Source organism: Pseudomonas sp. UBA4194, from assembly GCF_002379585.1.
In the GTDB taxonomy this organism is placed as follows: domain Bacteria; phylum Pseudomonadota; class Gammaproteobacteria; order Pseudomonadales; family Pseudomonadaceae; genus Aquipseudomonas.
In genome coordinates, this window is record NZ_DFUE01000026.1 from 12,022 (window position 1) to 26,094 (window position 14,073).

The following is a 14,073-nucleotide window of genomic DNA, read 5'->3' on the forward strand; positions in this document are numbered from 1 at the left end:
TCCCTGAGGGAGAGGGGGCTTAGCGTGGTGCTCTCACGGGATTCGTTTTTCTGGGGGGAGGGGGCTTATTGTGGGGTTCTTACGGGATTCGTTTTTTTGGGGTGATTGGGGGAATGGGGTGCGGTTGTGGTGATCTTTTTGCGGATGGAAAGCGCCATGAATCGCGGGCTTCATAGCCATTTGACGGATGGTCGACATGGCTGCATCAAATCTTCATCTTTGCGGTATACTGCGCGGCCTTCGGCCGGTCTGCCCGGCCATTATTCGTATAACAAGCCACGCGGGTTCTCCCGCGTGGCTTGTTGTTTTTTGACGCGCCTGCGGGCGCCCAAGAGAAGAGGCTCGACGATGAGTGCATTGGTTGGCGTGATCATGGGCTCCAAGTCCGATTGGTCCACCCTTAGCCACACCGCCGATATGCTGGAAAAGCTCGGTATCCCCTTCGAGGTCAAGGTGGTCTCGGCCCATCGCACCCCGGACCTGCTGTTCCAGTACGCCGACGAGGCCGAGGCCCGTGGCATCGAGGTGATCATCGCCGGTGCCGGCGGCGCAGCGCACCTGCCTGGCATGTGCGCGGCCAAGACGCACCTGCCGGTGCTCGGCGTGCCGGTGCAGTCGTCGATGCTCTCGGGCGTCGACTCGCTGCTGTCCATCGTGCAGATGCCCGCCGGCATCCCGGTCGCCACCCTGGCCATCGGCAAGGCGGGCGCGGTCAACGCCGCGCTGCTGTCGGCCAGCATCCTGGGCGCCAAGCACCCGCAGTTCCATGCCGCGCTGAAAACCTTCCGCGCCGAGCAGACAGACAACGTTCTGGACAATCCCGACCCGCGCCAGGCCTGAGGTTTCTTGACATGAAGATCGGTGTAATCGGTGGCGGCCAACTGGGCCGCATGCTGGCTTTGGCCGGCACCCCGCTGGGTATGAATTTCGCTTTCCTGGACCCCGCGCCTGACGCCTGTGCCGCGCCCTTGGGCGAGCATCTGCGTGCCGACTATGGCGACCAGGACCAGCTGCGCCAGTTGGCCGACGAAGTCGACCTGGTCACGTTCGAGTTCGAAAGCGTGCCGGCCGAAACCGTGGCGTTCCTGTCCCAGTTCGTACCGGTCTATCCCAGTGCCGACGCCTTGCGCATCGCTCGCGACCGCTGGTTCGAGAAGAGCATGTTCAAGGACCTTGGCGTCCCCACGCCGAGCTTCGCCGACATCCAGTCGCAAGCCGACCTGGACGCGGCCGTGGCCAGCATCGGCCTGCCGGCCGTGCTCAAGACACGCACCTTGGGCTATGACGGCAAGGGCCAGAAAGTCCTGCGCACTGCAGCCGACGTCGATGGCACCTTCGCCGAGCTGGGCAGTGTGCCGTGTCTGCTGGAAGGTTTCGTGCCGTTCACTGGCGAAGTGTCGCTGATCGCCGTGCGTGCCCGTGATGGCGAGACCCGCTTCTACCCGCTGGTGCACAACACCCACGACAGCGGCATCCTGCGCCTGTCGGTAGCCAGTACGGCCCATCCCCTGCAGGGCCTGGCCGAAGACTACGCCGGCCGTGTGCTGGAAAAGCTGGACTACGTCGGCGTGCTGGCCTTCGAATTCTTCGAAGTGGATGGCGGCCTCAAGGCCAACGAAATCGCTCCGCGGGTGCACAACTCCGGGCACTGGACCATCGAAGGCGCCGAGTGCAGCCAGTTCGAGAACCACCTGCGCGCCGTGGCCGGCCTGCCGCTGGGCTCTACCGCCAAGGTGGGCGAGAGCGCCATGCTCAACTTCATCGGTGAGGTGCCGGCAGTGGACAAGGTGGTGGCGATCGACGACTGCCACCTGCACCACTATGGCAAGGCCTTCAAGCTGGGCCGCAAGGTGGGCCACGCCACGTTGCGCTGCGCCGATCGGGCTGGCCTGCAGCGCCAGATCGCCGAAGTAGAGGCTTTGATCAAGGCCTGAAGGAACCATTGGCTTTCACCGGCCCTCTGATGGGCTGTATGCCAAAGCCAGGACCGGCTTGGCCATCAGCCCATTCAAAACAGGGGAATACCATGGGAATCATCGGAACCATCTTTATCGGCTTGATCGTCGGCCTGCTGGCACGCTTCCTCAAGCCCGGCGATGACAGCATGGGTTGGATCATGACCATCTTGCTGGGCATCGCAGGCTCGCTGGCCGCTACCTACGGTGGCCAGGCGCTGGGCATCTACCAGGCCGGCGAAGGCGCAGGCTTCCTGGGTGCTCTGGTGGGCGCGATCATCTTGCTGGTGATCTACGGCTTGGTCAGCAAGAAGCGCTGATTCAAGCACGGGGATCTCTGTAAGCGCTGAATTGCCAAGGCATTCGCGGATTTTTTCAGAGCATCGCTGACCCCTGTGGGAGCGGGCGCAGGCCGCGATGGTCTTCTTCGGAATATCGCGGGGAAGCCATCGCGGGCAGAGCCCGCTCCCACAGGGTTATCCGGCTACCTCAACCCGCCTATCCATCCGCTACAATCCGCGACAACCCATCCGCTACAATGCCCCACCGCCCCTCATAGAGCCCCCCGCAATGCGCCGTCTCTTGCTGCTGCCCCTTCTGCTGCTCGCTTCCCTGGCCCACGCCCAGTTGCCCGAAACCGATTGGCTGGAGCTAATGCCCAAGTCTGACCAGAAAGCCCTGGAGCAGATGCCGGAAATCGACCACAACTCGCCCGAAGCCCAAGGCACGTTTACCGAAAAAGGCGGGATGAAGCAGGCCAAGGGTTTGCCGGCCGTGATGTATTCGACCAAGACCGTGCCAGCCATGAACGGCAAGGACATCCGTATCGGCGGCTACCCGGTGCCATTGGAAACCGACGCCAAGGGCCGGAGTACCCTGTTCTTTCTGGTGCCTTACCCGGGCGCCTGCATCCACGTGCCACCGCCGCCGCCCAATCAACTGATCCTGGTGCGCTACCCCAAGGGTCTGAAGCTGGACGACATCTACACGCCGCTGTGGGTCGAGGGCAAGGTCAAGGTGGAAAAGGTCAGCAATGACCTGGCCGATGCGGCGTATGCGTTGGATGCCCAGAAGGTGAGGGTGGTGCAGGAATCCGATTTGTAAGGCTGCTGGGCTGACCTTAACGCGGCTTCCAGCCGCGATAAGGCCGCATCAGCGCCGCAAATTACAGTGCCGAACTCACGAACTTCACGCCCATCGCACACGATGCCCCCGGCGCCAGGGTTACCACGTCATCCCACACGTTGGCGGTTTCGATGCACAGCATGCCCTGCCAGCCGTCGTCAGCCATATCGACCAGCGCCGCAGCCCGTTCGGTCCACGGGTTCCACACCACCGCGCTCTTGGAGCCTGTGGTGCTGAGGGTGACTCGACGTTTCCAGCCTGGATCGACAAAGCTTACCTGCGCGGGGGTGTTCAGGTAGATGCGATCCGTCTCGCCGGCAAAGCCCAGCGCGCCGGCCTGCTGCCGCGGTTGCCAGCCGTCCAGGGTTTCGATGTAGGTCAGCCCGCCCAGGCACTCGACTGTGGCCTGGCGTACGTCGCTGACCGCGAAATAACTGTGCAGTGCCTGGCTGAGACTCACCGGGTGGTCGTCCAGATTACGGCTGTGCAGGGTGATCTCCAGGGCGTCGCCCAGCACCACGCTCAACTTCACCTCGACCTTGTGCGGCCAGCCAGGCAGCTCGCCCCGGGCCGCTTGAGGAGTGGTGAACTCGGCCTTGACCTCGGCGCCGACGTGCTCGATTCCCAGCAATTCCCAATCCAGCGTGCGCACCAACCCATGGGCCGATGCTTCATCGGTGCCTGTGCGCATGGCCTGGACGCTGTCCGGGTTGCGCGCCAGGTTGCCGAACCACGGCCAGCACACCGGCACACCGGTGCGCACGGCTTTGCCATGCTTGTACAGCGCGGCATCGTTGGGCCAGATCAGGGGCTGTTCGCCCTTGCGCTGGTAGCTGATCACCTGCGCCCCTTGCTGGGCGATGAGCAACTCGGCGTGATCGGTGCTGATACGCCAGCAGTTGAGTTCATCGAGCTTGACCGATTCGACCTGCGGCTCAGACATGAGGAGTTCTCGCTATGGGTTCAGGAAACCAGATTGACCCGCCAAAGGCTGGCAAGTTTGGAATCAGCGGCGCGGCGGTACCGAACGGGTGCGCCCGCTGCCATCGATGGCCACGAACACGAAAACCGCCTCGGTGACCTTGCGCCATTCGCTGGACAGCGGGTCGTCGCTCCATACTTCGACCATCATCTGGATCGAGCTGCGGCCGATCTCCACGGTCTGCGTATAGAAGGACAATTGCGCGCCCACGGCCACCGGCACCAGGAAAGCCATGCGGTCGATGGCCACCGTGGCCACCCGTCCGCCGGCAACCTTGCTGGCCATGGCGGTGCCGGCGAGGTCCATCTGGGCCACGAGCCAGCCGCCGAAAATGTCGCCGAAGCCGTTGGTTTCGCGCGGAAGCGCGGTGATCTGCAAGGCCAGGTCGCCTTGGGGAATAGGATCTTCTTGTTCGAGTTCAATCATGCCGGGGGGCCTCTGACCCGTGACGCTTTATTAGATTGGCGCGTTGATCGTCACCAGTGCGAAAGGCTACAGCGCTTTTCTTTCAACTGGCGCACAAAGGGTAATTCTGCGAAATCGGCTACATACCCTAGCGACGCTTTCGCACAAGGACCCTCGAACCAGGCCCAGTATATAGAGCCCAGGCACCCTTAACGACCGTTCGGTGCCGATTTAAGCGGATTGCTAACACAATCACTGTGCTTTTTCGAGCAATTTGCTATGGTGCCCGACCTGCCAAACACAAACAGCAACAAAGCTGTGGATCTGTCTATAAGAGAATCGAAATGAACTCCGCGCCTTCGAGTATCGCTCCGCCTTCGCGACCCCTTACCCGCAGTGATTACAAGACTCTTTCGTTGTCGGCCCTGGGCGGCGCGCTGGAGTTCTATGATTTCATCATTTTCGTGTTCTTCGCCGCCGTGGTGGGCAAGTTGTTCTTCCCCGCCGACATGCCGGAATGGCTGCGCCTGATGCAAACCTTCGGCATCTTCGCCGCCGGCTACCTGGCGCGCCCGCTGGGCGGTATCGTCATGGCGCATTTCGGCGACCTGCTGGGCCGCAAGAAGATGTTCACCCTGAGCATCTTCATGATGGCCGTGCCGACCCTGATCATGGGCCTGCTGCCGACCTACGCGCAGATCGGCATTTTCGCCCCCATCCTGCTCCTGCTGATGCGGGTGATTCAGGGTGCGGCGATCGGTGGTGAGGTGCCCGGTGCCTGGGTGTTCGTGTCCGAGCATGTGCCCGCGCGCAATATCGGCTACGCCTGCGGCACCCTGACCTGCGGCCTGACCTCCGGCATCCTGCTGGGCTCGTTGATGGCCACCGCGATCAACAGCATCTACACACCGGCCGAGGTGTCCGACTTCGCCTGGCGTATTCCGTTCCTGATGGGCGGCGTGTTTGGCCTGGCGTCGGTGTATCTGCGCCGCTGGTTGCACGAAACCCCGGTGTTCGCCGAGCTGCAACAGCGCAAGGCGCTGGCCGCCGAAGTGCCGCTGCGCACCGTGCTGCGTGATCATCGCGGCGCAGTGGCGCTGTCGATGCTGCTGACCTGGCTGCTGTCGGCCGGCATCATCGTGGTGATCCTGATGACCCCCACCGTGCTGCAGACCCTGTACGGCTTCACGCCCAAGCAGTCGCTGCAGGCCAACAGCCTGGCCATCGTGTTCCTCAGCCTGGGCTGCATCGCCTCCGGTGCGCTGGCCGACCGTTTCGGCGCCGGCAAGGTGTTCGTGGTCGGCAGCCTGGCGCTGTTGATCAGCTCTTGGACCCTCTACCACAGCCTGCACGCCCATCCGGACTGGCTGTTCCCGCTGTACGGCTTCACCGGCCTGTGCGTCGGTGTGATCGGTGCGGTGCCCTACGTGATGGTCAAGGCGTTCCCGGCGGTGGTGCGCTTCAGTGGATTGTCGTTCTCGTACAACGTGGCCTACGCGATCTTCGGCGGGTTGACGCCCATGGTCGTCACCCTGCTGATGAAATCCAACCCCATGGGGCCTGCCTATTATGTGGCGGGGATCTGTGTGATCGGATTGGCCTGCGGCGTGTATCTGATGGCCAAGAAGCGTTGATTCGATAGGACCGTGTTGCCGGCTTCGCGGCTTGACGCCGCTCCTACGGGGATCGGGATGTAACAACGATCTCCCGTAGGAGCGGCGTCAAGCCGCGAAGAGGCCCTCATACCCGGCCCATCCCCCCTGACCGCCCCCATCCTCGCCATGATGGCCATTCATCCTACTGTCATAATCCTTTCATAGAGTGGTCACACAGGCCGCTGATACTGAGCGCCGATCCAACACAACTCTCTCTATCTGCTAGGAGCAAGGCATGAAACTCACGCGTTTGATGGCGGCCATGACCTTTGTCGCCGCTGGCGTTGCCACCGCCAACGCGGTTGCCGCCGTCGACCCCTCGATCCCGGCATACGTCAAGACCACCGGCGTCTCGGGCAACCTTTCCAGCGTCGGCTCCGATACCCTGGCCAACCTGATGACCTTGTGGGCAGAGAACTACAAGAAGGAATACCCCAACGTCAACATCCAGATCCAGGCCGCTGGCTCGGCTACCGCGCCGACTGCGCTGATCGAAGGCACTGCGAATCTGGGCCCGATGAGCCGCAAGATGAAGGACACCGAACTGGCCGCCTTCGAGCAGAAGTACGGCTACAAGCCTACCGCCATTCCAGTGGCCGTCGATGCCCTGGCCGTGTTCGTGCACAAGGACAACCCGATCCAGCACCTGACCATGGAACAGGTTGACGCGGTGTTCTCGTCCACCCGCCTGTGCGGCGCCAAGGCCGACGTGAAAACCTGGGGCGATCTGGGTGTGACCGGGGACCTGGCCAACAAGCCGGTTCAGCTGTTCGGTCGCAACTCGGTGTCCGGCACCTATGGCTACTTCAAGGAAGAAGCCCTGTGCAAGGGCGACTACAAGCCTAACGTCAACGAACAGCCCGGTTCGGCCTCTGTGGTCCAGTCGATCAGCAGCTCGCTGAACGGCATCGGCTACTCGGGTATCGGCTACAAGACCGCTAGCGTGAAGACCGTTGCCCTGGCCAAGAAAGGCAGCACTGACTTCATCGAGGACACCGAAGAAAACGCGCTGAACGGCAAATACCCGCTCTCGCGCTTCCTCTACGTGTACGTGAACAAGGCGCCGAACAAGCCACTGGCTCCGCTGGAAGCAGAGTTCGTCAAGCTGATGCTGTCCAAGCAGGGTCAGGAAGTGGTGGTCAAGGACGGTTACATTCCTCTGCCCGCCAAGGTGGCCGCCAAGGCACTGGCTGATCTGGGTCTGAAGGAAGGCGCGGACGTCGCCAAGAAGTAAACGCTGTGGTTTGAGCCTCGCAGGTACGGCAAGCTGCGCGCCTGCGAGGACAGTGGCAGCATAGACAGGATTCTCCATTCGCCGGTGGCCATGTGCCACTGGCGAATTTGTTGCGTCACCACGTTGTCATCTTTCTGTCATACAGGACCGCTAGGGTGTGCGCATGAATGATCTGGCCAATTCCACAATGACTTCCGATTCTCCCCCCAAGCGCATCGATTTCAATACGCCCGAGCTGCAACGCAAACGTCGCATCCGCGCGCTCAAGGATCGCTTCACCCGCTGGTACGTGCTGGTGGGGGGCCTGGCCGTGCTCGCCGCCATCACACTGATCTTCTTCTTTCTGGCCTACGTTGTGCTGCCCCTGTTCAAAGGCGCGGACCTGACGGCCCAGCCCGTGTTGACCCCGGCCTGGATGCAGGACGCCGGCAAGCCGCTGGTGTACGCCCTCGAGGAGCAGAACGAGGCGGGTATGCGGGTGTCCGACCAGGGCGTGGCGCTGTTCTTCAATGCCGTGAGCGGCGAAGAGTTGTCGCGCGTCAACCTGCCCATCCCAGCGGGCGTGACGGTGACCGCCACTGCCAAGGATCAGCCCGGTACCCCACTGGTGGTGATCGGTCTGTCCAACGGCCAGGCCCTGGTGTTTCGTCATACCTACAGAGTCACCTACCCCGATGGCAGGAAGACCATCACCCCGGCCATCGAATACCCCTACGGCGAGGCGCCGATCAGCCTCGACGCGCAGTCCCGGCCTTTGGAACACGTGGCCCTCAACGCCACCGATTCGAGCCTGATACTGGCCGGCTCCACCGGCGCTCAGCTCAATGTGCTGCAGCTGACCCGCGAAGAAAACATGATGACCGGCGAGGTCAGCAACGAACAGACGCGCATCGACCTGCCGCAGATGACCGAAGCGGTGAAAAACATCTTCATCGATCCGCGCCAGCAATGGCTGTATGTGATCAATGGCCGGGCCCAGGCGGATGTCTTCAGTCTGCGCGACAAGAGCATGAACGGCCGCTACAAGCTGAGCGAGCATGCCGACACCCAGGTCACCGCCAGCGCCCAGTTGGTGGGCGGTATCTCGCTGATCATCGGCGACTCCAAGGGCGGCCTGGCGCAGTGGTTCATGGCCCGTGACGAAGATGGCGAGCCACGCTTCAAGCAGATTCGTACCTTCCAGATGAGCAGCTCGCCGATCATTCAGATCAGCGCCGAGCAGCGTCGCAAGGGGTTCACCGCGCTGGACGCCGCAGGCAGGTTCGGCGTGTTCCACAGCACCGCGCACCGTACCCTGCTGGTCGACCAGGTGGTCGATGGTCCGGGCGTCTACGCGCTGTCGCCGCGGGCCAATCGGGTCATGCTGGAGGCCGATGGCAAGCTGCATCCGCTGACCCTGGACAACCCCCACCCGGAGGTGTCCTGGAGCTCGATGTGGAGCAAGGTCTGGTACGAGAACTATGACAAGCCGGCCTATGTCTGGCAGTCGACCGCGGCCAACACCGATTTCGAGCCCAAGATGAGCCTGGCGCCGTTGACCTTCGGTACCCTCAAGGCGGCGTTCTACGCCATGCTGCTGGCGGCGCCGCTGGCCATCGCGGCCGCCATCTACACCGCCTACTTCATGGCCCCCGGCATGCGCCGCAAGGTCAAGCCGGTGATCGAGCTGATGGAGGCGATGCCAACGGTGATCCTCGGCTTCTTCGCCGGCCTGTTCCTGGCGCCGTACGTGGAAGGCCACCTGCCGGGTATTTTCAGCCTGCTGCTGCTCACGCCACTGGGTATCCTGGTGGCCGGCTTCGCGGTCAGCCGCCTGCCTGAATCCATCCGCCTGCGTATCCCTGACGGCTGGGAAAGCGCCATCCTGATCCCGGTGATCCTGCTGGTGGGCTGGTTCGCACTGTACATGAGCCCGTTCCTGGAAACCTGGTGGTTCGGCGGCGACATGCGCCTGTGGATCAGCAATGACCTGGGTATCACCTATGATCAACGCAACGCCCTGGTAGTAGGCTTGGCCATGGGCTTCGCGGTGATTCCGAACATCTACTCCATCGCCGAAGACGCGGTGTTCAGTGTGCCCCGCGGCCTGACGCTGGGCTCACTGGCATTGGGCGCCACGCCGTGGCAGACCCTCACCCGCGTGGTGATCCTGACCGCCAGCCCGGGGATTTTCTCGGCACTGATGATCGGCCTGGGCCGCGCAGTGGGCGAAACCATGATCGTGCTTATGGCCACCGGCAACACCCCGGTGATGGAGATGAACCTGTTCGAAGGCCTGCGTACCCTGGCGGCAAACGTGGCGGTGGAAATGCCGGAATCGGAGGTGGGCGGTAGCCACTATCGCGTGCTGTTCCTCTCGGCGCTGGTACTGCTGCTGTTCACGTTCGTCATGAACACCGCCGCGGAGCTGATTCGTCAGCGTCTGCGCAAGAAATATTCGTCGCTTTGATAGAAGGTAGCAGGCTGTGAAACAGAACTCCCTCAAAGGCTGGTTCAAGAGCGGCTCACCCGGCGTCTGGATGAGCGGCGGCGCGGTGGCGATCGCGGTAATCATGACCCTGGGGCTGCTGGCCGTGATCGCCGTGCGCGGCCTGGCCCACTTCTGGCCGGCCGACCTGGTACACGCCAGCTACAACGTGCCGGGCATGGCCAATCACCTGGTGATCGGCGAAGTGGTGCAGAAGGAAGAAGTGCCGCGCGAGCGTCTCAAGAGCGCCGGCTTGCCGGTGCCGGACAACGGCCCGGAGTTCATGACCCGCGAGCTGATCAAGGTGGGCAACCGCGACATCAATGGCGCGGACTTCACCTGGATCGTCGGCGAGTGGTTGACCGAGCAGACCACCCCGCGTGAACTGATGGCGCTGGAGCGCCGCGAATGGGGCAACTTCTACGGCTATCTGGTCAACATCAAGGAGCAGGGCAAGGTCGTCGCCGAAGGCGAGGCCGCCTGGCCCGAACTGCAGAGCCGCATCGACCGGGTCAGCGGGCTGGCCGACGAACTGCGCACGCTGGAAAGATCCGACATCGGCCAGGTCAACTCCGGGCTCGAGCGGCTGCGCCTGCAAGCCCGCCGGCTGGAATTGAACGGTGCGCTGACGCCCCAGGCGCAAGCGGACATGGACGCCGAGCGCGCCGAGCTGGACGCGCGCTACAAGGGCATCGAAGCTCAGCTCGGTGCGCTGCACGCTCAGGTCAACCGCGACAGCATCACCGCGCGCGACGCCAACGGCAAGGAGATCGAAGTCCAGCTGGGGCAGATCGTGCATGCCTACCAGCCCAATGCCATGAGCAGCCTGACCAAGATCGGCTTCTACTTCAGCAAGGTGTGGGAATTCCTCAGCGATGACCCGCGTGAAGCCAATACCGAGGGCGGCATTTTTCCGGCCATCTTCGGCACCGTGATGATGACCCTGATCATGGCCATCATCGTCACGCCGTTCGGCGTGCTGGCCGCCGTGTATCTGCGCGAGTACGCCCGGCAGAACGCCATGACCCGGCTGATCCGGATTGCCGTGAACAACCTGGCCGGGGTGCCGGCGATCGTCTACGGTGTGTTCGGCCTGGGCTTTTTCGTGTACGTGCTGGGCGGTTCGTTGGACCGCTTGTTTTTCCCCGAAGCGCTGCCGGCACCCACCTTTGGTACCCCGGGCCTGCTTTGGGCGTCCTTGACCCTGGCGCTGCTGGCGGTGCCGGTGGTGATCGTGGCCACCGAGGAAGGCCTGGCGCGAATTCCGCGCACCGTGCGCGAGGGCTCGTTGGCCCTGGGCGCGACCAAGGCGGAAACGCTGTGGAAGATCGTCCTGCCCATGGCCAGCCCGGCCATGATGACCGGGATGATCCTGGCGGTGGCGCGCGCGGCCGGTGAAGTGGCGCCGCTGATGCTGGTGGGCGTGGTCAAGCTGGCGCCGTCGCTGCCGCTGGACGGCAACTATCCTTACCTGCATCTTGACCAGAAGATCATGCACCTGGGCTTTCATATCTATGACGTGGGATTCCAGAGCCCCAACGTCGAGGCCGCGCGGCCCCTGGTGTACGCCACGGCCCTGTTGCTGGTGCTGGTGATCGCCACGTTGAACCTGTCTGCGGTGTGGATACGCAACCATTTGCGTGAGAAGTACAAGGCGCTGGACAGTTGATTATCGAGTGTCCGTGCCGGCCCCTTCGCGGCTGCACGCCGCTCCTACAGGGACCACCGCACCATAAAGACGGACGCGAAGGCGCCCAGGATGCCCAATGTGACCACCACCCCTGTAGGAGCGGCGTCCAGCCGCGAAGGCGTCCGCCCAGACACCCAGGACGCCCGGATATGAACACCACCCCTGTAGGAGCGGTGTCCAGCCGCGAAGGCGCCCGCCCAGACACCCAGGACGCCCCGATATGAACACCACCCCTGTAGGAGCGGCGTACAGCCGCGAAGGCGTCCTAAATGACACCCCACAAACGTTCCGATTTGAACCGAATTTGACAGCGTATGGAGTCTCCCATGCAGCATGAATCCCACGCCCACGGCATCAACATGTCGGCCCTGGGCCGCGACAAGCAGAGCCTGGACCTGGCCAACGAAACCGTGGCCATCGAAGTCCCCGGCCTGAGCCTGTTCTACGGCGACAAACAAGCGTTGTTCGATGTCAGCCTGAACATCCCCAAACAGCGCGTGACCGCCTTCATCGGCCCGTCCGGCTGCGGCAAGTCGACCCTGCTGCGTACCTTCAATCGCATGAACGATCTGGTCGACGGCTGCCGCGTCCAGGGCGCCATCAACCTCTACGGCCATGACATCTACCGCAAGGGCGAAGATGTCGCCGAGTTGCGCCGTCGCGTGGGCATGGTGTTCCAGAAGCCCAACCCGTTCCCCAAGACCATCTACGAGAACGTGGTGTACGGCTTGCGCATCCAAGGTATCAACAAGAAGCGCGTCCTCGACGAAGCCGTGGAGTGGGCCCTCAAAGGCGCGGCCCTGTGGGACGAAGTGAAGGATCGGCTGCACGACTCGGCCCTGGGCCTGTCCGGCGGCCAGCAGCAGCGTCTGGTGATCGCCCGCACCATTGCCGTGGAGCCCGAGGTGCTGCTGCTCGACGAACCCTGCTCGGCGCTGGACCCGATCTCCACCCTGAAGGTGGAAGAGCTGATCTACGAATTGAAATCCAAGTACACCATCGTCATCGTGACCCACAACATGCAGCAGGCGGCACGGGTCTCGGACTACACGGCGTTCATGTACATGGGCAAACTGGTGGAGTTCGGCGATACCGACACCCTGTTCACCAACCCGGCGAAGAAGCAGACCGAAGACTACATCACCGGTCGTTACGGCTAGGTTCGCTGCCTGGCCACTGCACGTTCTTCCTCCGGATGTACCAAGGATTGCTCCCATGATCAGTAAAGAAGGCCTTACCCACCACATCTCTGCGCAGTTCAACGCCGAGCTCGAAGAGGTGCGCAGCCACCTGCTGGCCATGGGCGGGCTGGTGGAGAAGCAAGTCAACGATGCGGTCACCGCGCTGATCGAGGCCGACTCCGGCCTGGCTCAGCAGGTGCGTGACGTCGACGACCAGATCAATCAGATGGAGCGCAACATCGACGAGGAATGCCTGCGCATCCTCGCCCGCCGCCAGCCTGCGGCCTCGGACCTGCGCCTGATCATCAGCATCTCGAAGTCGGTGATCGACCTGGAGCGCATCGGCGACGAGTCCACCAAGATCGCGCGCCGGGCCATTCAATTGTGCGAAGAGGGTGAAGCCCCGCGTGGCTACGTGGAAGTGCGTCACATCGGCGACCAGGTGCGCAACATGGTCCGTGATGCGCTGGACGCCTTCGCCCGCTTCGATGCCGACCTGGCGCTGTCGGTGGCGCAATACGATAAAACCATCGACCGCGAGTACAAGACGGCCCTGCGCGAACTGGCCACCTACATGATGGAAGATCCGCGCTCGATCTCCCGGGTGCTGAGCATCATCTGGGTGTTGCGCTCGCTGGAGCGCATCGGCGACCACGCGCGCAACATTTCCGAGTTGGTGATCTACCTGGTGCGCGGCACCGATGTGCGTCACCTGGGGCTCAAGCGCATGAAGCAGGAAGTGGAGGGCACCGCCGATAACGCTAATGTTCTGCCCCAATCTGACGATAAGTAAGATTGCCCGACACGAACGCCCGGCCTTTGCCGGGCGTTTTCGTTGAGGAGCGAGATGCAAGTCATTGGCATATGGCCATCAGCCAGCGATAGACTTGCCGGGGTTTTCCAGGAGTGTTCGATGAGCAAGATCAGTGTACTGGTGGTGGATGACGCGCCCTTTATCCGCGACCTGGTGAAGAAGTGCCTGCGCAATGCCTTCCCCGGCATCCTCACCGAAGATGCCGTGAACGGCCGCAAGGCGCAGTCGCTGATGATGCACAACAGCTATGACCTGGTGTTGTGCGACTGGGAAATGCCGGAAATGTCCGGCCTGGAATTGCTGACCTGGACCCGCCAGCAGGAAAGCTCCAAGAACTTGCCGTTCATCATGGTTACCAGCCGCGGCGACAAGGACAATGTGGTGCAGGCGATCCATGCCGGCGTTTCCGACTACATCGGCAAGCCGTTCACCAACGAGCAGTTGCTGACCAAGGTCAAGAAGGCCCTGGCCAAGGTAGGCAAGCTCGAGGCCTTGGCCGCCAGCGCGCCGACCCGCCAATTCGGGGCTTCGGCCCTGAGCAATGATTCGCTCAATGCCCTCACGG

The 14,073-nt window shown here is 62.7% G+C and carries 13 protein-coding genes; 11 read left to right on the forward strand and 2 right to left on the reverse strand.

Features of this window, described 5'->3' with window-relative positions:
• Positions 1-348: 348 nt before the first annotated feature.
• The 4 genes from purE to B3397_RS07505 all read left to right on the forward strand — a co-directional run bounded on the left by purE (position 349) and on the right by B3397_RS07505 (position 3,059).
• A complete protein-coding gene (gene purE / locus B3397_RS07490; protein ID WP_296248687.1) occupies positions 349-840 on the forward strand; it encodes a 5-(carboxyamino)imidazole ribonucleotide mutase in 492 nt (163 codons plus the stop codon).
• Positions 841-851: 11 nt separating this feature from the next.
• A complete protein-coding gene (locus tag B3397_RS07495) occupies positions 852-1,934 on the forward strand; it encodes a 5-(carboxyamino)imidazole ribonucleotide synthase (RefSeq protein WP_296248688.1) in 1,083 nt (360 codons plus the stop codon).
• 92 nt (positions 1,935-2,026) lie between these two features.
• Positions 2,027-2,275 (forward strand): GlsB/YeaQ/YmgE family stress response membrane protein, encoded by a 249-nt coding sequence (locus B3397_RS07500; RefSeq protein WP_296248689.1) that lies wholly within the window; start codon positions 2,027-2,029, stop codon positions 2,273-2,275.
• A 250-nt stretch (positions 2,276-2,525) separates the two neighbouring features.
• On the forward strand, positions 2,526-3,059 hold the full coding sequence (locus B3397_RS07505; RefSeq protein WP_296248690.1) for a DUF3299 domain-containing protein: 534 nt from the start codon (positions 2,526-2,528) through the stop codon (positions 3,057-3,059).
• A 61-nt stretch (positions 3,060-3,120) separates the two neighbouring features.
• Here B3397_RS07505 and B3397_RS07510 read toward each other — a convergent pair whose 3' ends face one another.
• The gene (locus tag B3397_RS07510) at positions 3,121-4,023 is read right to left on the reverse strand and encodes a D-hexose-6-phosphate mutarotase (protein WP_296248691.1); all 903 of its coding nucleotides are present in this window, start codon (positions 4,021-4,023) and stop codon (positions 3,121-3,123) included.
• 63 nt (positions 4,024-4,086) lie between these two features.
• Complete coding sequence (locus B3397_RS07515) at positions 4,087-4,488, reverse strand: acyl-CoA thioesterase (protein ID WP_296248692.1); 402 nt, start codon at positions 4,486-4,488, stop codon at positions 4,087-4,089.
• A 323-nt stretch (positions 4,489-4,811) separates the two neighbouring features.
• Here B3397_RS07515 and B3397_RS07520 point away from each other — a divergent pair, with 323 nt between their 5' ends.
• The 7 genes from B3397_RS07520 to B3397_RS07550 form a co-directional block, all read left to right on the forward strand.
• Positions 4,812-6,101, forward strand: a complete 1,290-nt coding sequence (locus B3397_RS07520; protein ID WP_296248693.1) for an MFS transporter — start codon at positions 4,812-4,814, stop codon at positions 6,099-6,101.
• A gap of 256 nt (positions 6,102-6,357) precedes the next feature.
• A complete protein-coding gene (locus B3397_RS07525; RefSeq protein ID WP_296248694.1) occupies positions 6,358-7,356 on the forward strand; it encodes a phosphate ABC transporter substrate-binding protein PstS family protein in 999 nt (332 codons plus the stop codon).
• A 415-nt stretch (positions 7,357-7,771) separates the two neighbouring features.
• Entirely contained in the window at positions 7,772-9,805 is a 2,034-nt protein-coding gene (locus B3397_RS07530) for an ABC transporter permease subunit (RefSeq protein WP_296248698.1), read from the forward strand.
• Between the two features lie 70 nt (positions 9,806-9,875).
• On the forward strand, positions 9,876-11,492 hold the full coding sequence (gene pstA, locus B3397_RS07535; RefSeq protein ID WP_296248699.1) for a phosphate ABC transporter permease PstA: 1,617 nt from the start codon (positions 9,876-9,878) through the stop codon (positions 11,490-11,492).
• A gap of 347 nt (positions 11,493-11,839) precedes the next feature.
• On the forward strand, positions 11,840-12,673 hold the full coding sequence (pstB, locus tag B3397_RS07540; protein WP_296248695.1) for a phosphate ABC transporter ATP-binding protein PstB: 834 nt from the start codon (positions 11,840-11,842) through the stop codon (positions 12,671-12,673).
• A gap of 55 nt (positions 12,674-12,728) precedes the next feature.
• Positions 12,729-13,487, forward strand: coding sequence for a phosphate signaling complex protein PhoU (gene phoU, locus B3397_RS07545; protein WP_296248696.1), 759 nt, complete (start codon positions 12,729-12,731; stop codon positions 13,485-13,487).
• 120 nt (positions 13,488-13,607) lie between these two features.
• Positions 13,608-14,073 (forward strand): response regulator (locus B3397_RS07550; protein WP_296248697.1); only part of this gene is annotated, 466 nt, incomplete at its 3' end.